Source organism: Nocardia sp. NPDC019219 (assembly GCF_040632645.1).
Lineage (GTDB): Bacteria > Actinomycetota > Actinomycetes > Mycobacteriales > Mycobacteriaceae > Nocardia > Nocardia sputorum.
Genome location: NZ_JBEYCG010000014.1, coordinates 142,598 through 161,684, shown reverse-complemented (window position 1 = coordinate 161,684; position 19,087 = coordinate 142,598). Strand labels below are relative to the sequence as shown.

At 71.9% G+C, this 19,087-nt stretch carries 20 protein-coding genes; 15 read left to right on the top strand and 5 right to left on the bottom strand.

What is annotated here, in order from left to right; all coding sequences use genetic code 11:
• The first annotated feature begins 11 nt into the window (after positions 1 to 11).
• Entirely contained in the window at positions 12 to 872 is an 861-nt protein-coding gene (gene nadC / locus ABZ552_RS24740) for a carboxylating nicotinate-nucleotide diphosphorylase (protein ID WP_357440014.1), read from the top strand.
• 144 nt (positions 873 to 1,016) lie between these two features.
• Here nadC and ABZ552_RS24735 read toward each other — a convergent pair whose 3' ends face one another.
• From ABZ552_RS24735 to ABZ552_RS24725, 3 genes are all read right to left on the bottom strand, one after another.
• Positions 1,017 to 2,195 carry a winged helix DNA-binding domain-containing protein gene (locus ABZ552_RS24735; protein ID WP_357440011.1) on the bottom strand — a complete coding sequence of 393 codons (1,179 nt, stop codon included), beginning with the start codon at positions 2,193 to 2,195 and terminating at the stop codon, positions 1,017 to 1,019.
• A 28-nt stretch (positions 2,196 to 2,223) separates the two neighbouring features.
• Complete coding sequence (locus tag ABZ552_RS24730) at positions 2,224 to 2,706, bottom strand: TerB family tellurite resistance protein (protein WP_281874495.1); 483 nt, start codon at positions 2,704 to 2,706, stop codon at positions 2,224 to 2,226.
• 114 nt (positions 2,707 to 2,820) lie between these two features.
• Positions 2,821 to 3,159 (bottom strand): ArsR family transcriptional regulator, encoded by a 339-nt coding sequence (locus tag ABZ552_RS24725; RefSeq protein WP_281874494.1) that lies wholly within the window; start codon positions 3,157 to 3,159, stop codon positions 2,821 to 2,823.
• 103 nt (positions 3,160 to 3,262) lie between these two features.
• On the opposite strand from ABZ552_RS24725, the gene ABZ552_RS24720 reads away from it, so the two are divergent.
• From ABZ552_RS24720 to hisH, 9 genes are all read left to right on the top strand, one after another.
• Positions 3,263 to 4,480 (top strand): MFS transporter, encoded by a 1,218-nt coding sequence (locus ABZ552_RS24720; protein ID WP_357440007.1) that lies wholly within the window; start codon positions 3,263 to 3,265, stop codon positions 4,478 to 4,480.
• A gap of 20 nt (positions 4,481 to 4,500) precedes the next feature.
• Positions 4,501 to 5,499 (top strand): prolyl oligopeptidase family serine peptidase, encoded by a 999-nt coding sequence (locus tag ABZ552_RS24715; RefSeq protein ID WP_357440003.1) that lies wholly within the window; start codon positions 4,501 to 4,503, stop codon positions 5,497 to 5,499.
• A gap of 64 nt (positions 5,500 to 5,563) precedes the next feature.
• A complete protein-coding gene (locus ABZ552_RS24710) occupies positions 5,564 to 6,430 on the top strand; it encodes an arylamine N-acetyltransferase (protein WP_357440000.1) in 867 nt (288 codons plus the stop codon).
• 36 nt (positions 6,431 to 6,466) lie between these two features.
• Positions 6,467 to 8,218: a penicillin-binding transpeptidase domain-containing protein gene (locus tag ABZ552_RS24705; protein ID WP_357439997.1), complete on the top strand. Its 1,752-nt coding sequence runs from the start codon at positions 6,467 to 6,469 to the stop codon at positions 8,216 to 8,218.
• Between the two features lie 156 nt (positions 8,219 to 8,374).
• Entirely contained in the window at positions 8,375 to 9,949 is a 1,575-nt protein-coding gene (locus tag ABZ552_RS24700) for a serine/threonine-protein kinase (RefSeq protein ID WP_350356341.1), read from the top strand.
• A 232-nt stretch (positions 9,950 to 10,181) separates the two neighbouring features.
• Positions 10,182 to 11,519, top strand: coding sequence for a histidinol dehydrogenase (hisD, locus tag ABZ552_RS24695; RefSeq protein WP_281874484.1), 1,338 nt, complete (start codon positions 10,182 to 10,184; stop codon positions 11,517 to 11,519).
• Positions 11,516 to 12,649: a histidinol-phosphate transaminase gene (locus tag ABZ552_RS24690; protein WP_357439994.1), complete on the top strand. Its 1,134-nt coding sequence runs from the start codon at positions 11,516 to 11,518 to the stop codon at positions 12,647 to 12,649. The genes hisD and ABZ552_RS24690 overlap by 4 nt, the downstream gene beginning before the upstream one ends.
• 45 nt (positions 12,650 to 12,694) lie before the next feature.
• Positions 12,695 to 13,309, top strand: a complete 615-nt coding sequence (gene hisB, locus ABZ552_RS24685; protein ID WP_159845859.1) for an imidazoleglycerol-phosphate dehydratase HisB — start codon at positions 12,695 to 12,697, stop codon at positions 13,307 to 13,309.
• On the top strand, positions 13,306 to 13,941 hold the full coding sequence (hisH, locus tag ABZ552_RS24680) for an imidazole glycerol phosphate synthase subunit HisH (protein ID WP_357439989.1): 636 nt from the start codon (positions 13,306 to 13,308) through the stop codon (positions 13,939 to 13,941). The genes hisB and hisH overlap by 4 nt, the downstream gene beginning before the upstream one ends.
• A 39-nt stretch (positions 13,942 to 13,980) precedes the next feature.
• On the opposite strand, the gene ABZ552_RS24675 is transcribed toward hisH, so the two are convergent.
• Both ABZ552_RS24675 and ABZ552_RS24670 read right to left on the bottom strand, forming a co-directional pair.
• Entirely contained in the window at positions 13,981 to 14,442 is a 462-nt protein-coding gene (locus tag ABZ552_RS24675; RefSeq protein WP_357439986.1) for a hypothetical protein, read from the bottom strand.
• A gap of 154 nt (positions 14,443 to 14,596) precedes the next feature.
• Positions 14,597 to 15,115, bottom strand: coding sequence for a nuclear transport factor 2 family protein (locus ABZ552_RS24670; RefSeq protein WP_357439981.1), 519 nt, complete (start codon positions 15,113 to 15,115; stop codon positions 14,597 to 14,599).
• A gap of 97 nt (positions 15,116 to 15,212) precedes the next feature.
• On the opposite strand from ABZ552_RS24670, the gene ABZ552_RS24665 reads away from it, so the two are divergent.
• From ABZ552_RS24665 to ABZ552_RS24645, 5 genes are all read left to right on the top strand, one after another.
• On the top strand, positions 15,213 to 15,674 hold the full coding sequence (locus ABZ552_RS24665) for a MarR family transcriptional regulator (RefSeq protein ID WP_357439978.1): 462 nt from the start codon (positions 15,213 to 15,215) through the stop codon (positions 15,672 to 15,674).
• Between the two features lie 63 nt (positions 15,675 to 15,737).
• Positions 15,738 to 16,469: a bifunctional 1-(5-phosphoribosyl)-5-((5-phosphoribosylamino)methylideneamino)imidazole-4-carboxamide isomerase/phosphoribosylanthranilate isomerase PriA gene (priA, locus tag ABZ552_RS24660; protein ID WP_063022395.1), complete on the top strand. Its 732-nt coding sequence runs from the start codon at positions 15,738 to 15,740 to the stop codon at positions 16,467 to 16,469.
• Complete coding sequence (locus ABZ552_RS24655) at positions 16,466 to 17,281, top strand: inositol monophosphatase (RefSeq protein ID WP_281874473.1); 816 nt, start codon at positions 16,466 to 16,468, stop codon at positions 17,279 to 17,281. Before priA ends, ABZ552_RS24655 begins: the two co-directional genes overlap by 4 nt.
• Before the next feature lie 4 nt (positions 17,282 to 17,285).
• Positions 17,286 to 18,059, top strand: coding sequence for an imidazole glycerol phosphate synthase subunit HisF (gene hisF / locus ABZ552_RS24650; RefSeq protein WP_281874471.1), 774 nt, complete (start codon positions 17,286 to 17,288; stop codon positions 18,057 to 18,059).
• 59 nt (positions 18,060 to 18,118) lie between these two features.
• A complete protein-coding gene (locus ABZ552_RS24645; protein ID WP_357439973.1) occupies positions 18,119 to 19,063 on the top strand; it encodes a TIGR03564 family F420-dependent LLM class oxidoreductase in 945 nt (314 codons plus the stop codon).
• Positions 19,064 to 19,087: the final 24 nt, after the last annotated feature.

Sequence of the window (19,087 nt, the reverse complement as noted above, 5' to 3'; positions counted from 1 at the left end):
AGGACACTTCGATGGCTCTGGATGCCGCCTTGGATCGCGACGAGGTGCTGCGCGTCATTCGCGCCGCGCTGGACGAGGATCTCCGCTATGGACCGGACGTCACGACGGCGGCCACCGTGCCCGCTGACGCGGTGATCAAGGCGTCGGTGGTGTCGCGGGAACCGGGGACCGTTGCCGGGCTGGACGCCGGGTTGCTGGTGCTCGACGAGGTGATCGGCGCGGACGCCTACGAGGTCACCGATCGGGTCGCCGACGGCAGCCGGGTGTCGCCGGGACAATCCGTGCTCACCTTGATCGCCCCGACGCGCGGACTGCTCACCGCGGAGCGCACCATGCTCAATCTCGTGTGCCACCTGTCGGGCATCGCCACGGCGACCGCCGCCTGGGTGGACGCCGTCGCGGGCACCCACTGCCGGATCCGGGACAGCCGCAAGACGCTGCCCGGACTGCGCGCGTTGCAGAAGTACGCCGTGCGCGTGGGCGGCGGCGTCAATCACCGGATGGGTCTCGGTGACGCCGCGCTGATCAAGGACAACCACGTGGTCGCCGCCGGATCGGTGGTCGAAGCGCTGCGCGCGGTCCGCGCCGCCGCCCCGGACATCGCCTGCGAGGTGGAGGTCGACAGCCTCGAACAGCTCGACGCCGTTCTCGCCGAGAACGTGGAACTGGTGCTGCTGGACAACTTCCCGCTCTGGCAGACCCAGGCGGCGGTGCAGCGCCGCAACGCCGCGTCCCCGCAGACGAAACTGGAGTCCTCCGGGGGCCTGAGCCTGGACGTCGCCGCCGACTACGCCCGCACCGGCGTCGACTACCTCGCCGTCGGCGCCCTCACCCACTCGGTCCGGGTGCTCGACCTCGGGCTGGACATGTAGACGCGGACCGCCGCCTCGTATTCCGGCTGTACCCGCAGCGACTCGGTCGACGATCCGCACGTGCGCGAACCGACAAGGCACGCAGCACAGTTCGGTCGCGGTGAATCCGCGAACCCGCCGGTCCGGCGGGTGCCGTCCCGCGGCTCAGGCGGTGAGCTCGCGTTCCAGCGGCGTCCGGAAACGGGGAATGGCGCGCACCTCGCCGAACCATTCGGCGACGCGCTGCGCTTGCGCGGCGATCAGCGCTTCGGCGTCCGCTCCCACGTCCTCGAGGAGGCGGTAGACGATCTCGCCGTCTCTGCGCTGCGCCCAGCCGCCGACGATCCGCCCGTCCCACCAGACGGTGGGGCCCACGTTGCCGTTGCGGTCGAACAAGCGCGGCGCGTGCGGGCCGAGGTACCACTCCCGCGCCTGCCAGCCCATCGGGGTGGGATCGAGGGCGGGCAGCAACGCCGCCCAGGGTTCCGGTGCGGGAACCGGGTCCAGGTCGTCGGCCGGCAGCACGCCGGGCACGCCGTCCAGGTCGACCTCGACCAGATCCAGGGCGCCGAGTGCCGCGCGCACCTCGCCGAGCGTCCACCCGGTCCACCACTTGAGATCGGACACCGGCGCGGGTCCGAAGGCGCGCAACCAGCGGCGGACGAGTTCGACCCGCGCCTCGGCGGCGGGCAGGGCGGCGACGCCGTCGGGCAACCACGACTCGATCGGCGCCCAGGTGTACTGACTGCTGGTCCAGCCGCCGTTCGGCCTGCCGCGCACGATGCGGCCCTCGCAGCCGAGGGTCACCAGCACCCAGGTGGTGATGTTGGTCGGCTTCGAATACGCCTTGTCCGGCGCGGTGTTCACCTGGGTGCGCAACCGCGGGACGTCCTTGCTCAGCTGGGCGCCGGTCGCCGCGCCGCGGTCGAGCAACGCCTTGTGCGTCTCGGTCTCGACTTCGGCCCACCAGCGGCGCACGTCGCCGTCCCCGATGCCCGCCTGTTCCAGGTACTTGCCGTAGGTGCGCCGCTGCTTGTGCGCCAGCGCGTCCGCGCACGACGCCTGGAGAATCGGCACCGACTCCACCGGCACGACGAACATGGTGCGGCGCATGGCCAGCATCCGCAGCAGTGAACGGTCCTCGTAGAGCGCCTGTTCGACATCCGCGGGCGTCAGTCCCTCGGCGCGGGCGGCGACGGACAGGAAGACGGTCGCCGGATCGGTCGCGTGCAGGGCCACCAGCGAGCGGGCGATGTCCGCGACCTGCCCGGCTCGCTCCGGAGTGGCCAGCCGGTGCCGCACCGCCAGCCGCGCGCGCCGCTGCGCGGCATCAATCGAACGCATAGGCGAATCGTAGCGTTCGGATCGTGGTTCAGAGGCCGAAGCGCTCGGGGGCCAGGCGCAGCGCCCGGCAGGCGTCGCGCAGCGCGTCCGTCGCGGCCGGGCCGCAGGCGCCCGCGCCGCTGCCGATCAGGATGCCGGTGCGGATCACCGCGTCCGCCTCGGCCGGCCGGGCTCCCGCTTTGGCGATCTGCCGCAGCACGTGCGCGCAACCGAGGACCGGATCGTTCGCCAGCCGATTGCAGTTGTCCTCGAACAGGGCGCGCAAGTCGTCCACCGGGAAATTGCGCAGGACCGGGTCCGTCGTGACCAGTTCGGCGACGAGGGCGTGGTCCCTCGCCGCGGTGGCGCCGTCGGCCACGGCCACCAGCGCGCACAAGGCGACGGCGGCGTCCCGGAAATTCGCCCCGCGCAATGCGTTCCGTTGGGCGAGTAGCTGCGCTCGCCAGACCGCGGTGGTCTCGGCCGTGTGGATCAGGGTCGCGTCGGGGATGCGGCGGGGTGCGAAGGTCATGGCTGACTCCATGAGAGGACGTCCGAACGCGCGGACCCGTGCCATCCGGACTCGGAATGAATACCCGGACCGTAACAGGGCTCGAACGCCGCGGCCTGCCCCCAAAAATCGGGATCAGTTCTCCGGTTCCCAGGCGCGGACCAGGTCGAGCAGGCCGGGGAAGCGCGCTTCCAGATCGTCGACGCGGACCTGGCTGCGGCGTTCCAATCCGTAGCGCCGCTGCCGGGTGACGCCCGCCTCGCGCAGCACCCGGAAATGGTGCGTCAGCGTGGATTTGGGGCGATCGATGCCGAACCAGGAGCAGGGCCGGTCGGTCTCCGGGGAGTCCAGCAGGAGACGGCGGACCATGGTCAGGCGCAGGGGATCGCTGAGCGCGGCGAGGACGTGGTCGAGCCGCAGATCGGCGCGATCCGGCTCGGGCAGCGTCGTGCTCGTCTCCGTGGCCGCAGGCATCGCGTCTCCTTCCGTTCTCCCCCTTGTACGAGTTATATCGTACTAGGTGTTAAGTTCGACTACTGTCGTACCAGTACGAGAAAAGTCGAACCAAGGAGGGATGATGGCATCGACGGTGACGGAGCCGCACGCGAAAGACGGCCGGGCAGGCGGCTATCCGGTGTGGTGGGCGGCGTGGCCGGTGTTCGCGGTGTTCGTGTTGTCGAACGCGCCGACCCCGCTGTATGTGGTGTGGCAGCGGGAAATCGGGTTCTCCTCCGGCACGCTGACCGCGGTGTTCGCTTGCTACATCGCCGGTTTGCTGGCGGCGCTGCTGGTCGCCGGTGTGGTGTCGGACCGGGTGGGGCGCAAGCCGGTGCTGCTGCCCGCGGTGGTGGCGGCCACGGCGGCCTGCGTGCTGTTCGCCGTCGCGCAGTCGGTCCTGCTCTTGGCGCTCGCGCGGCTGCTCACCGGCCTGGCGGTGGGCGCGGCGGTGTCGGCGGGAATGGCGGCGGTCACGGATGTGGGCGGTCCCGAGCGCAAACGCGTCGCCGCGCTGGCCGCCTCGACCGCGATGGTGCTCGGAGCCGGTAGCGGGCCATTGCTGGCCGGTGTCCTGTCCGAAACGCTGCCCGGCCCCACGGTGACGGTGTTCCTCGTCGAGATCGCCGTGCTCGCCACGGCGTTCGCGGTCGTGGTCCGGCTGCCTTTGCCCGCCGGGTCCGGAGAACGCGGCCCGTGGATCCGGATCCCGTCGGTCGCGCCGGACGGCCGGACCGCCGTGCTGCTCGGGATCGCGGTGTTCGGCCCGGGCATCACCGCGACGTCGTTCGTGCTGTCGCTGGGGCCGTCGGTGCTGGCGCATCTGCTGGGCGCCGCCGACCGCGTGCTCGCCGGGGCGGTGGCGTTCGCCATGTTCCTGGCCGCGACCGGAATCCAATTTCTGGCACGACGGTTCGGTGTGCGCGTCATTCTGCTCGGCGGTGCGGTCGCGACCGTGACGAGCATGGCGGCGCTGGTGGGGTCGCTGGTCGCGGCCTCGCTTCCGCTGTTCGTCGCGGCGGCCGTGCTCGCCGGGGCCGGTCAAGGCCTCGGCCAGTTCGGGGGCCTGACGGCGATCAGCGCGAGCGTGCCGGGCGAGCGGCTGGCCGAGGCGAACGCCGCGCAGAACGTGGGCGGGTATCTCCCGGCCGCGGTGCTGCCGCTGACCGCCGGTCTCCTCGGCGACGCCTACGGGTTGAGCGCCGGGGTGACCGCGTTCGGCGCGGTCGTGGGGATCGCCGCGGCAGCGGGCGGGGCGCTCGTCGTGACGCGCCTGCGACGGGGTGTTCCGAGACGCTGACGACGTGACATCATCCGAGGATGCGACGGGCATATCCGGTACTCGTACTGTGCTGCGCGCTGGCCGGCGTGCTCGTGACAATTCTTGTCGCCCCACATGTTTCGGCGGAGCCGGCCTGCACGCCGGGGGTCGTGGCGCGCCCGGTGTCGCTGCCCGTGGACGGCGAGGAGGCGACCGGGCGGGTGTACGAGCCCTACCGGTGCGCCGCGGATGACGTGACTCCGCGGGCGCTCGTGGTCGCGGTGCACGGGCACGGCGGGTCGTCGGCGGACTTCGCCGCGTATCTCGAGTCGATCGCGCGGCGCACCGCGACGCCGATCCTGGCGATGGACCTGCGCTCCGCGCAGAGCACGTGGCGCACCGGAGACTGGAATCTGTGGGCGGGCTGGCGCGACGTCGTCGCCGCGACCGCGTGGTATCAGCAGACCCACGGCTCGATCACCCGCACGGTGCTGTGGGGCTGGAGTCAGGGCGGCATCACCAGCGGCCTCGCGGCGGCGCACGGGCCGCGCGGGATGTTCGACTACTGGGTGGACAACTACGGTCCCGCCGATGATTTCACCATGTGGCTGGGCGCGGCGGTGGTGGATCCGGCACTGCCCGCCCAGATCGAGCGCGACGCGGGTGGTTGCCCGCCTGCCGCCTGTCCGCTCGCCTACGCCGAACGCTCACCCGCCCTGCTGGCCGCCCGGATGGACCTGCGGCGCGCGTTCCTCGTGCACGGCACCGCCGACGACGTGGTGCCCTACGCCACCAGCCTCGAGATGCGCGCCGGGCTCGCCGCCGCGGGCAAGCCCACCTCCCTGTACACCGTCGTCACCGGGCGCGATCTGGAGGGGCGGGTGGCCCCGGGCGACCACAGCGTCGGCCCGGCCTTCTTCGAGGGCGGCTGCGTCGTCGAGCGGCTGCTGCTCGGCACGGAACCGGTCGACGGCCCCGACCGCGACTACCTGGTGGACGTCGCGCACGGCGTCGTCACCGCACCGCCCGCTCCCGCGGGCGCGAAGTGCGCGGCGTGAGGCGGGAACACGATCGTGTCTGCGCGCGGTTGACGGAGAAGACCGACGACGAAGCGAGGACGCGATGAGCAAGCCGGAAGACCCGGCCTACCACTGGGACGGACCGGAACTGGACCTGGACGCCTATCTGGCCCGGATCGGTTTCGACGGTGAGCGTGCCCCCACCGTCCGGACGCTGCACGAGCTGGTACGGGCGCACACCACGGCGATCCCGTTCGAGAACCTCGAGATCATCCTCGGCCGGTCGATACCCCTCGACCTGGCGAGCTTGCAAGACAAGATCGTGCACCGCCGCCGCGGCGGCTACTGCTACGAGAACGTCGGACTGTTCGCGGCCGCGCTGGAACGACTCGGTTTCGGCGTCACCGGGCTCAGCGGCCGGGTGAGCATGGGCGCGGGCGCGGGATTGCGCCCCGCCACCCACGCGCTGCTGCGCGTGACGACCGCCGCAGACGACCGAGTCTGGCTGTGCGACGTCGGCTTCGGCGCCGGACCGCTCGCGCCGTTCGAGTTGTCTTCGGAGACCGGAGAATTCGCGGCGGGCGAGTGGAAGTTCCGGCTGGAGCGCACCCGCGGGGAGCTGGATTCCGAGCTGTGGGTGCTGCACCAATACGGCCGCGACGGGTGGATCGACCGGCACAGTTTCACGCTGAATCCGCAGTACCGCGTCGACTACGCCGTCGGCAACCACTTCGTGTCGACCTCGCCCCGCTCCCCGTTCACCACCCGGCCTTACGTGCAGCGCTTCCACCCGGACGTGCACCATGTGCTGGACGGCACCACCTTCGTCACCGAGTACCCCGACGGCACGAGCGATACGCGCGAACTGGAACCCGCCGACCTGCCCAAGATCCTCGCCGAAGTCTTCGACATCGACCTGTCCGACGGCGACGCCGCCGCCCTGGCGCAGGCCCGGTGGTCGCGCGACTGAACTCGCGGCCCGCCGCGGCCCGCTAGGGTCGTCGGCGTGCGTACCAACCGGAAATCCCTCGTCCTGTTCACCGCACCGGTGCTCGTGCTCGCCGCCTGCTCGTCCGGACCGGACCAGCCCGACACCGTGGCCGGGCAGTTCGCCGAAGCGCTGAACAGCGACGACATCGCCGCGGCGGCCGCGCTCACCGACAACCCCGCGGCGGCCTCCGACACCCTCGGCGCGCTGTACGAGGGGCTCGGCAAGGACGTCCGCTTCGAGGTCCGCTCGGTCGACGACAACGGTTTCGCGTTGGCCGCCACCTGGAAGCTGGGTGACGACGGCAAGTCCGAGTGGACCTACACCACCGAGGGCACCGCCCACGACGACGGGAACGGGTGGCGGGTGAAGTGGGATCCCGCCACGGTCGCCCCCGGGCTTGCCGCGGGACCGTTGAGCTACAGCAGGGTCTATCCGGCGCCGGCCCGCATCCTCGACGCCGCGGGCGGCGAACTGATGACCGAGCAGATCGTCACGCTGGTGAACATCGCTCCCAGTGCCGACCTCCCCGCGGTCGCGGATCTGCTCGGCCCGCTCGCGCCCGGCCTCTCCGCGCAGTCGCTGCAGGCGGAACTGGCCGCCGCGCAAGGAAAGCCGGTCACCGCGATCACCCTTCGCGAGACGGACCTCGCCCCGATCCGGGATCGCCTGAGCGCGCTGCCCGGGGTCACCCTCGCGCCGCAGACCCGGCTGCTGACCACCGACAAGGCGCTGGCCGCGCCGACCCTGACCGGACTGGCCGAGCTGTGGCAGCAGTCCGCCGACGCGCACGCCGGGTGGGCGGTGCGGGCCCAGACGCCGCAGGGCACCGAGCGCGTCGCCGGGACCGATCCCACGCCCACCGCGGACATCGCGACCACGCTCGATCTCGGCGTGCAGCGCGCGGCCGAGGCGGCGCTCGCCCCGGTCGCCCAGCCCGCCGCGATCGTCGCCGTGCGACCGTCCACCGGCGAGGTCGTCGCGGTCGCGCAGAACGCCCCGGCCGACGCGCAGGGGCCGATCGCGCTGACCGGGCTCTACCCGCCGGGTTCGACGTTCAAGACGGTGACCGTCTCCGCCGCGTTGCAGGCGGGAAGCGTGACACCCGATACCGTGCTGCCCTGCCCCGGCACCGCGAACATCGAGGGCCGCCGCATCCCCAACGACAACAACTTCGATCTCGGCTCGGTGCCGCTGCACACCGCGTTCGCCCGGTCCTGCAACACCACGATGGGCTCCCTCGCCGTGCAACTGCCCGCCGACGCGCTGACGAAAGCGGCCGCACAACTCGGGCTCGGCATCGATTACGTCACACCGGGTCTGACCACGGTCACCGGAAAAGTTCCGGCGGCGGGCACCTCCGCGCAGCGAGTGGAGTCGGCGATCGGTCAAGGGCAGGTGACAGCGTCGCCATTCGGGATGGCCCTGGTCGCCGCGTCCATCGCCCGCGGCGCCGTGCCCGCTCCCACGCTCGTCGCCGGCAAGCCCGGCACCCCCGACCGGACTCCGGACGCACTGCCGCCGCAGGTAGACGACCAGCTGAAAGCCATGATGCGCGAGACCGTCACCGACGGCACCGCGACGCAATTGCGCGATCTTCCCGGGCTGCTCGGCAAAACCGGTACCGCGGAGTACATCGATGACAAGCACGCGCACGGCTGGTTCGTCGGCATCGACGGCGACCTGGCGTTTTCGGTGTTCATCAGCGACGCGGGCAGCTCCGCCCCCGCGGTGGAGGCCGCGGGGCGGATGCTGCGCGCCCGCGAATAGTCCGTTTCGGGCGATTTGGGGCCGCGCGATGCCCCGGCTGACGCGTGCGAGCATTCCGGCGCCCGCTACACTCATCCCCGGACCGCGTGAGTAATCAATATGCGGGATGTCACGATTTCGAGAAGGTTCGGAGTAGGCGCCATCGATACCGGTCAGTTGATCGCGGAGCATTACCGCCTGGTCGAGCGGATTGGTAGCGGCGGCACGGGCGTGGTCTGGCGTGCCGTCGACGAACGCCTCCAGCGCTCCGTGGCCGTCAAGCAGATCCACATCCAACCGAGCCTGCCCGAGGCCGAACGCGACGTGGTCCGCCAGCGCGCGATCCGGGAGGCCCGCAACGCCGCCCGCTTCCAGCATCCGAACGCGATCGTCGTGTTCGACATCACCGAGCACGAGGGCGACCCCTGCCTGGTGATGGAGTACCTGAAGTCCAAGAGTCTCGCCGCCGTGATCGCCGCCCAGGGCACCCTGCCGCTGACCCAGGTCGCGCGGATCGGCGAGCAGGTCGCCTCGGCGCTGATCGCCGCTCACCAGGCGGGCATCGTGCACCGCGACGTGAAACCGGGCAACATCCTGCTCGACGATCACGGAACGGTGAAGATCACCGACTTCGGCATCTCCCGCGCCACCGGCGACGTCACCCTGACCGAGACCGGACTGATCTGCGGCACCGCCGCCTACCTCGCGCCCGAGGTCGCCCGCGGCTCCGACCCCAGCCCCGCCTCCGACGTGTTCGCGCTGGGCGCCACGCTGTTCCACGCGCTCGAGGGCGAGCCGCCCTACGGCGCGGGCTCCAACCCGCTCGCGGTGCTCTACGCCGCCGCCAACGGTCAGCTGAGCGAACCGCGCAACGCCGGCCCCGCCACGGATTTCCTGCTCGATCTGCTCAGCCCCGAGCCGCGCGAGCGCCCGAGCATGCGGGCCGCGCGCGACCACCTCGCCGCGTTCGCCGACGCCGGTCCGGCCCCGGTGGCCGCCGGGTTCGTGCCCGCCAGCGAGGCCTTCACCCGGCCGAGAGCGGGCCAGCCGGAATCGGCGACCCGCGAGCTGCGGCCCTCGGCGATGGCCTCGGCGCCCTACACGCCGACCGAGCGCCAGCCGCGTCCCCGCCCCGCGCCCGCGCCGCCGGTGCAGCCGGACACCGCGTCGCATCCGCGCACCATGGCGCAGCCGCGTCCGGTGCCGCGGCAGGGGTCGTCGGGCAAGCGCCGCGCGGTGCTGATCGGCGCGCTGATCGGAGCGATCGTGGTGGCGGGAGCCTTCATGGTGAACCTGCTGAGCTCATCGGGCTCGAACACCAATGCGGCGCAGGGAAATTCCTCGTCGGTGGTCGCGTCGACGCGACCGGGCGGCAACACGACGTCGGCCGCGGCGCCGGTGGGGGAGACGAAGAGCGTCGGCAAGGCCGACCCGCGGCAGTCCATCGATCAAGTGGTGGACTTCTACAACAATCTGACGTACTCGAGCTTCTCCGCCGCGTGGAAACAGCTGACCCCGGCCGCCCAGCAGGTCTACGGCAGTCAGCAGGCGTTCGAGACCTACTGGACGCAGAACCGGGTCACGGGCTTCAACACCGTCGACGCGGCCGGTGGCGGGTCCGGCACCAATGCGGACGGTTCGGTGGACGTCAACGTGGCCAGCGTGACCTACGGCGGCCGGAACAAATCGGTGACGCTCCGGTTGGTCAACCCCGGCAACGGGTCCTCGCTCATCGACAGCGACACCCGCTGACGGGGCGTGCAGGTTCCGCAGCTTCATCGGAAACAGCTCGCAGTAGGTCGGACGAGAGCGACGCCACACTTCGGCGCACACCGGGCACGTCTCCGGCGGCCGGACCTGCGCACACCGGCCCGGCGCGGCCCGGCCGCCCCGACCACGCGGATAACGGCTGGCGGCGGCCCATTAGGCTGGTAGCGGCAACTTTCCTGTTGCGGAATCAGCTGGAGACAAGGACCGACACCACATGACATCCCGCATCGAGCTCGCCCGCGTCGATCTGCGCGGTCGTACTCCCTCCGTCGCCGAGCTGCGCGCCGCGCTGCCGCGCGGGGGAGTCGACGTGGACTCGGTGCTGCATCAGGTGCGTCCGGTCGTCGAGGCGATCCGCGATCGGGGCGTGTCGGCGGCGCTGGAGTTCAGCGAGCGCTTCGACGGGGTGATCCCGGCGACGGTGCGGGTGCCCGCGGCCGAGCTGGAGGCCGCCCTGGAGCGGCTGGACCCGGCGGTTCGCGCCGCGCTCGAGGAGTCCATCGCCCGGGCGCGCAAGGTGCACGCCGATCAGCGGCGCGCCGACAAGACCACCGAGGTGGTGCCCGGCGGCACCGTCACCGAGCGCTGGGTGCCCGTCGAGCGGGTCGGCCTGTACGTGCCGGGCGGCAACGCCGTCTACCCGTCCAGCGTGGTGATGAACGTGGTGCCCGCGCAGACGGCCGGCGTCGGGTCGCTGGTGGTGGCCTCGCCGCCGCAGGCGCGGTTCGGCGGGCTGCCGCACCCCACCATCCTGGCCGCCGCGCAGCTGCTCGGCGTCGACGAGGTGTGGGCGGTCGGCGGCGCACAGGGCGTCGCGCTGCTGTCCTACGGCGGCCTGGACACCGACGGCGCGCAGCTGGAACCGGTCGACCTGGTCACCGGCCCGGGCAACATCTACGTCACCGCGGCCAAGCGGCTGTGCCGCGGCCTGGTCGGCATCGACGCCGAGGCGGGGCCCACCGAGATCGCCGTTCTCGCCGACGCGACCGCGGACCCGGTGCACGTCGCCGCCGACCTGATCAGCCAGGCCGAGCACGACGTGCTGGCCGCGAGCGTGCTGGTCACCGACAGCGAGCAGCTGGCCGACGCGGTGGACGCGGCGCTGACCGCGCAGCTGACCGTGGTCAAGCACGCCCACCGGGTGAGCGAGGCGCTGCGCGGCAAGCAGTCCGGCACCGTCCTGGTCGACGACATCGAGCAGGGCCTGCGCGTTGTCAACGCCTACGCCGCCGAGCACCTGGAGATCCAGACCGCCGACGCGGCAGCGGTCGCGGCCCGGGTCCGCAGCGCGGGCGCGGTCTTCGTCGGCGCGTACGCGCCGGTCAGCCTGGGCGACTACTGCGCGGGTTCCAATCACGTGCTGCCCACCGCGGGCTGCGCGCGGCACTCCTCCGGCCTGAGCGTGCAGACCTTCCTGCGCGGCATCCACGTCGTGGAGTACACCGAAGCGGCCCTCGAGGACGTCGCGGGCCACGTGGTGGCGCTGGCGAACGCCGAGGACCTGCCCGCGCACGGCCAGGCGGTGCAGGCGCGTTTCGAGGCCCTGTCGTGACGCGCGCGGCGAGCGCGCCCGGCGCCGGCCTCACCCTGGACGACCTGCCGCTGCGGGAGAACCTGCGGGGCAAGAAGCCTTACGGCGCACCGCAATTGACGGTCCCCGTGCAGCTGAACACGAACGAGAACCCGCATCCGCCCAGCCGGGCGCTGATCGACGACGTCGCCGAGTCGATCCGCGCGGCCGCCGCGGACCTGCACCGTTATCCCGACCGCGACGCGGTCGCGCTGCGCACCGACCTGGCGCGGTACCTGACCGCGCAGACCGGCGTCGAGGTCGGCGCCGGCAACGTCTGGGCGGCCAACGGCTCCAACGAAATCTTGCAGCAGCTGTTGCAGGCATTCGGCGGGCCCGGCCGCAGCGCCTTGGGTTTCGTGCCCTCCTACTCGATGCACCCGATCATCTCCGAAGGCATCGACACCGAATGGATCGAAGCCGAGCGCAGCGCCGACTTCTCCCTCGACGTCGACCACGCGTTGGCCGCCATCGCCGAGCGCTCGCCCGACGTGGTGTTCGTGACCAGCCCGAACAACCCCACCGGGCACAGCATCCCGCCGGACGACCTGGCTCGCATCCTCGCGGCCGCGCCCGGCATCGTGGTGGTCGACGAGGCCTACGGCGAGTTCTCCGCGCAGCCCAGCGCCATCGGGCTGATCGACCGGTTCCCCGCGAAGCTGGTGGTCACCAGGACGATGAGCAAGGCCTTCGCGTTCGCGGGCGGGCGGCTCGGCTATCTGGTCGCCGCGCCCGCGGTGATCGACGCGATGCTGCTGGTGCGTTTGCCCTACCACCTGTCGGTGGTCACCCAGGCCGCCGCGCGCGCGGCCCTGCGGCACGCCGAGGAGACCCTCGGCAGCGTCGCCGAACTGGCCGCGCAGCGCGACCGGGTGGCGGCCGCTCTGCGTGAACTCGGTTACGACGTGATTCCCAGCGACGCCAACTTCCTGCTGTTCGGCCGTTTCGCCGACGCCGCCGCCAGTTGGCAGCGCTACCTGGACCACGGCGTGCTGATCCGCGACGTCGGCCTCACCGGCTATCTGCGCACCACCATCGGCCTCGCCGCCGAGAACGACGAACTGCTGCGGGTCAGCGCGGTGCTGGCGAGCACCGACCTGGCACCGCGATGAACCAGCGCCGAGCAACCTTCGGCGCCGATCCGATTGGACGTGAGCATGAGTAGGACCGCCCGGGTGGAGCGGGTCACCAAGGAATCCAGCATCGTCGTCGAGCTGGATCTGGACGGCACCGGCAAGACCGAGATCGCCACCGGCGTGCCGTTCTACGACCACATGCTGACCGCGCTGGGCGCGCACGCGAGCTTCGATCTGACGGTGCGCGCGGAGGGCGACATCGAGATCGAGGCGCATCACACGGTGGAGGACACCGCGATCGTGTTCGGGCAGGCGCTGGGCAAGGCGCTGGGCGACAAAGCGGGGATCCGCCGGTTCGGTGATGCCTACATCCCGATGGACGAGACGCTGGCCCACGCCGCCGTCGACGTGTCCGGCCGCCCCTACTGCGTGCACACCGGCGAGCCGGAGCACTTGGTGCACACGGTGATTCCCGGTTCCGGTCCCGGCGCGCCGTACTCCACCGTGCTCAACCGCCACGTGTTCGAGTCGATCGCGCTCAACGCGCGCATCGCCCTGCACGTGCGGGTGCTCTACGGACGCGATCAGCACCACGTCACCGAGGCCGAATTCAAGGCGGTGGCGCGGGCGCTGCGGGCCGCGGTGGAACTCGACCCCCGGGTGAGCGGGGTCCCGTCGACGAAGGGGACGCTGTGAGCGCGAAATCGGTGGCTCTGCTCGACTACGGCTCCGGCAACCTGCACTCCGCCGAACGGGCGCTGGCCCGGGCGGGCGCGCAGGTCGAGGTGACCGCCGACCCGGAGGCCGTGCTGGCCGCCGACGGCCTGGTCGTCCCCGGTGTCGGCGCGTTCGCCGCGTGCATGGCGGGACTGCGCGGCGTGCGGGGCGAGCGCCTGATCGGTCAGCGGCTCGCGGGCGGCCGGCCGGTGCTCGGCATCTGCGTCGGCATGCAGATCCTGTTCGAGCGGGGCGTCGAATTCGGCGAGGAGACCGATGGGTGCGCCGAATGGCCCGGCACGGTGGAACGGCTGTCCGCGCCGGTGCTGCCGCACATGGGGTGGAACACCGTGTCCGCCCCGTCCGACAGCGTCCTGTTCGCGGGGCTGGACGCGGACACCCGCTTCTACTTCGTGCACTCCTATGCCGCGCAGACCTGGGATCTGCCGCCCAGCGAGCATTTCGCCTTGCCCAAACTGACCTGGTCCGAGCACGGGGTGCCGTTCCTGGCGGCGGTGGAGAACGGCGCGCTCTCGGCGACCCAGTTCCACCCGGAGAAATCCGGTGACGCGGGCGCCCACCTGCTGCGCAACTGGGTGAACTCGCTGTAGGGCCGGTCCCGCGCATCGGGCGCGGGACCGCCCGCCCGGTCAGTGCTTACGGACCTTGCTGACCAGCCAGCGTCCGTCGACGTTGTCCACGGTCACGGTCATCGCCATGCGGCTGGTCTGCGGAAGACCGTCGGTTTCGTCGCTGGTCACCGTCCGCACCACGTCGACGTCCACCTCGGCCCGGCGGTCGTCGCCGGAGACGATGCGGCAGTCGGCCGAGTTGGCCTCGGCGCGGATGTGCGCGGCCTCCGCGCTCGACTGGATGTTGGCGCGGAAGCTCTCGAACTCCGCCCGGAACTCTCCGGTGCTGAGGTCGAGCATCCGGCGGGCGTGCTCGCCGAACCGCGCGTAGTCGTAAGTCGCCGCGGCGTAACCGAATTCGCAGCCCGCCAGGCGTGCCTCCTCCGGCGGCGCGGCGGTGGCGGCGGGTGCGGCGACGAACGCCGCGGAGCAGGCGGCTGCCGAAAGCGACAGGGCGGCAGCCAGTGTGGATCGTGACATGCACTTCCTCGGTGCGAAGGGAAGCGGCGACCGGGGGTGATCGCCGAGCGGAGACGATACCGCCCGCGTCACCCGAATCCTGTTCGACGACCGCCATGCGCACACGCTCGCCGCGCTGGCCTGCTACCGCGCCCGCGTGCTCGCCACGCGCTGATCACGGACGCGTGCCGGTGGACCAGATCGGGGTCGTCTCCACCCGGGACAGGCGCCAGCCTTCCGCGGTCCGGACCGCGTCGAAGCGATACACCTCGCCGAGGGTGTACCGCGGTTGTGGAATCGTCCCGTCGGTGGAGGCGGATGCGAAGGTGGCGATCAGGTTGGCCCGGACGTCGGCCGCATCGCCGCGCAGGTCGATCAGCACGTTGCCGATGACGTGCTGAATGCGCAGGTCGGCGCCGTGGTTCCGGCTCGCCTGCGCGATCAGCGCCGCGCGGCCCTCCGCCGTGCCGCCGGGCGTCTTCGCGGTCGCGTCGGGGGTGTAGATCGTCCGCAGGTCGTCGAAACGGCCCTCGTCCAAGGCGCGCCCGAGACGGTCGACCAAGTCGGTGATCTGCCTGCGGTCCAGCAGCTCGCGAACGTCGGCGGCCGGGGTCGCGGTGGTCGCGGCGCAGGCGGCGGTGAGCGCGGCCAGCGGCAGGGTCAGCAGGGGGAGAACGAGGCGGAGCGTGCGCATCGACATACCTTTCGGTAAAACGTTGGCGAGTCCAACGTTGGTAAGGCCAATGTAACAGATTGTGGGTAGCGCCAACAAGTTTTGGTACTGTGACCGCATGGACATCCCGCACGCGGGCGCCGCCGAACGGCTCCGGGCCCTGCCGACCAGGCTGGTCAATCAGGTCGCTCTCGTGGCGAACCGGGCCACCGAACGGGCGCTGGAGCCCACCGGGTCCCGTCGTCACCATTACGCGCTGCTGGCCACGCTCGCGGAATTCGGTCCGGCCAGTCAGGCCGAGCTGGGCAGGCGCACCCGCATCGACCGCAGCGACATCGTCGCCGCGGTGAACGACCTGGCCGAGCGGGGGTTCGTCGAGCGCAGCCCCGATCCCGCCGATCGCCGCCGCAACATCGTCACCCTCACCGCGGCAGGCGCCCGCCACCTGGACGACCTCGATGAGCGCCTGACGGCCGCCCAGGACGAACTGCTCCCCGGCTTCTCCGAACGGGATCGGCACACCCTGGTCACGCTGCTCACCCGCATCCTGGACGCCCACGCGGCCGGTTCGCCGCGGTGATCGAGGTCGCATCCGCGCAGGCCCAGCGCCCGGACGCGGCCGGGTAACCACTAGGCTGCTCTCGTGAGTCTTGTGCTGCTACCCGCCGTCGATGTCGCCAACGGAGAGGCCGTGCGCCTCGTGCAAGGAGAAGCCGGGAGCGAGACCAGCTACGGCTCGCCGCGTGAGGCGGCCCTGGCGTGGCAGGAAGCCGGCGCGGAATGGGTGCACCTGGTCGATCTGGACGCGGCCTTCGGGCGCGGCTCGAACCGGGAACTGCTCGCGGGCGTCGTCGGCGAACTCGACGTCAAAGTGGAACTGTCCGGCGGCATCCGCGACGACGAGAGCCTCGAGGCCGCCCTGGCGACCGGCTGCGCCCGGGTCAACCTCGGCACCGCCGCGCTGGAGGACCCGGTCTGGTGCGCGAAGGCCATCGCCCGGCACGGCGAGCGCATCGCCGTCGGCCTGGACGTGCGCATCGTCGACGGCGAGCACCGGCTGCGCGGCCGCGGCTGGGTCAGCGACGGCGGCGACCTGTGGGAGGTGCTCGAGCGCCTGGAACGGGACGGCTGCTCGCGCTACGTGGTAACCGACGTGACCAAGGACGGCACGCTCACCGGCCCGAACCTGGACCTGCTGCGCGAGGTGTGCGCGGCCACCGACGCCCCGGTCATCGCCTCCGGCGGCGTCTCCACCATCGCGGACCTGGTCGCGATCGCCGAACTGGTGCCGGACGGCGTCGAAGGGTCGATCGTCGGCAAGGCGCTCTACGCGGGCCGGTTCACCCTGCCCGAGGCGCTGGCCGCGGTGAGATGACCCAGGAGCTGTCACGACTGCTCGCCGAGGCGAGCGAGGTCCTGGACTCGGTGCGCTCGCGGTTCGCCGAGGGCATCGGCGCGCCGAGCGCGGTCGAGAAGGGCCGCAACGATTTCGCCACGGAACTCGACCTGGAGCTGGAGCGCACCGTGTCCGCCGAGTTGCTGCGGCGCACCGGCATCGAGGTGCACGGCGAGGAATTCGGCGGACCGCAGCTCACCTCCGGCACCGCCTGGGTGCTGGACCCGATCGACGGCACGTTCAACTACTCCTCCGGTCATCCGCTGTCGGGCATGCTGCTCGCTTTGGTCCGCGACGGGGAACCGGTGCTGGGACTGACCTGGCTGCCGCTGCTCGGCCGCCGCTACGCCGCCATGGCGGGCGGTCCGGTGCTGCTGGACGGGCGGCCGCTGCCGCCGTTGCCGCGCGGCAGGCTCGCCGAGGCCATGATCGGTTTCGGCGCGTTCAACGTGGACTCGCACGGCCGCATCCCCGGACAGTTCCGCTTCGACCTGCTCGGCCCGCTGAGCAGGCTGTCCTCCCGGGTGCGCATGCACGGCTCGACCGGCATCGATCTGGCGTTCACCGCCTCCGGCGTGCTCGGCGGCGCGATCGTGTTCGGGCACCATCCCTGGGACAACGCGGCGGGCGTCGCCCTGGTGCGGGCGGCGGGCGGGGTGGTCACCGACCTGGTGGGCCGGCCGTGGACCATCACCTCCGGCTCCGTGCTCGCGGCCGCGCCCGGCGTGCACGAGGAACTGCTCGACATGATCTGCACGGTGGCCGACCCGGCGGCCGCGGAGAAAGGGTGAGGCAATGACGTTGGCCGTACGGGTGATCCCGTGTCTGGACGTCGACGCGGGACGCGTGGTCAAGGGCGTCAACTTCGAGAATCTGCGCGACGCGGGCGATCCGGTCGAACTGGCCGCCCTCTACGACGCGCAGGGCGCCGACGAGCTGACCTTCCTCGACGTGACCGCCTCCACCGGCGACCGCGGCACCATGATCGACGTGGTGACCCGCACCGCCGAGCAGATCTTCATCCCGCTCACCGTCGGTGGCGGGGTGCGCACGGTCGAGGACGTGGACCGCCTGCTGCGCGCGGGCGCGGACAAGGTCTCGGTGAACACCGCGGCGATCGCGCGGCCCGAGGTGCTGCGCGAGATGTCCGAGCGATTCGGCTCGCAGTGCATCGTGCTGTCGGTGGACGCGCGCACCGTGCCGGAAGGGCAGCCGGACACGCCTTCCGGCTGGGAGGTGACCACGCACGGCGGTAAACGCGGCACCGGCATCGACGCCGTGGAGTGGGCGGTGCGCGGGGCCGAGCTCGGAGTGGGCGAGATCCTGCTCAATTCGATGGACGCCGACGGCACCAAGGCGGGTTTCGACCTGCCGATGATTCGCGCGGTGCGGGCGGCGGTCACGGTGCCGGTGATCGCCAGCGGGGGCGCGGGCGCGGTCGAGCACTTCGCCCCGGCCGTGCACGCGGGCGCCGACGCGGTGCTCGCGGCCAGCGTCTTCCACTTCGGCGACCTCACCATCGGCCGAGTCAAGGAGTCGATGCGGGCGGAGAAGATCGTCATCCGGTAGCGATCGGCGGAAATCCGCCGCGCCGGAAGGCGGGTGGTCCCCGTGCGGTTGCATCGGGCATGACCATCGGAATCGTTCTGCCGCCGTCCGCCATCGACGCCACCGGCAACGCCGTGGACACGGCGGTGGCGCTGGGTGCGGCGGCGGCCGCCGCCGGAGTCTCGTCGGTGTGGTTGGGTCAGCGGCTGAGCTACGACGCCATCGCGCTGGCGGGGATCGTCGGCCGTGCCGTGCCCGGACTGACGGTCGGCACCTCCGCGGTGCCGATCACCGCCCGTCATCCGCTGCTGATCGCCAGTCAGGCGCAGACCGCGCAGGCGGCCACCGGAGGCCGGTTCACCCTCGGGCTCGGCCTCGGCGCGAGATTCCTCGCCGAACCGGTGTTCGGTGGATCCTTCGACCGGCCCATCACCCGGCTGCGCGAGTTCCTCACCGCGTTGCGCACCGTGCTGCACACCGGCACGGTGGATTTCCACGGCGAGACGCTCACCGCCGCGGCGCCGTTGCCCGCCGCAGTGGCCGGGGCGCGTCCGCCCGCGCCGATCCTGGTGGCTGCCATGGGCCCGCAGGCCCTGCGCGTCACCGGTGAGCTGGCCGACGGCACCCTGCCCTACCTGGTCGGCCCCAAGGCGCTGGAGGAGCACATCGTCGCACCCGTCACCGCGGCGGCCGAGCGGGCCGGTCGCCCCGCGCCGCGGATCACCGTCCTGGTCCCCGGCGTGGTCACCGCCGACGTCGACGCCGCCCGTGCGGCCGCCGCGGCCCAGACGGCGTTCTACGACGACATCCCGTCCTATGCCCGGGTGATCGAGCTGTCCGGCGCGTCCCGGGCGGCGGAGCTGGTGGTGGTCGGTGACGAGGAACTGATCGCGGCCCGCGTCGCGGAGTACTTCGCGGCGGGCGCGACGGAGGTGGTGTTCGCGCAGACCGATCTGACCACCCCGGACGACCAGCGGCGCACCTGGGCGGTGCTGGGTGAACTCCAGCGTTCCCGCGTGGGCTGACCGCGCACGTCGGCCGCGGACGGC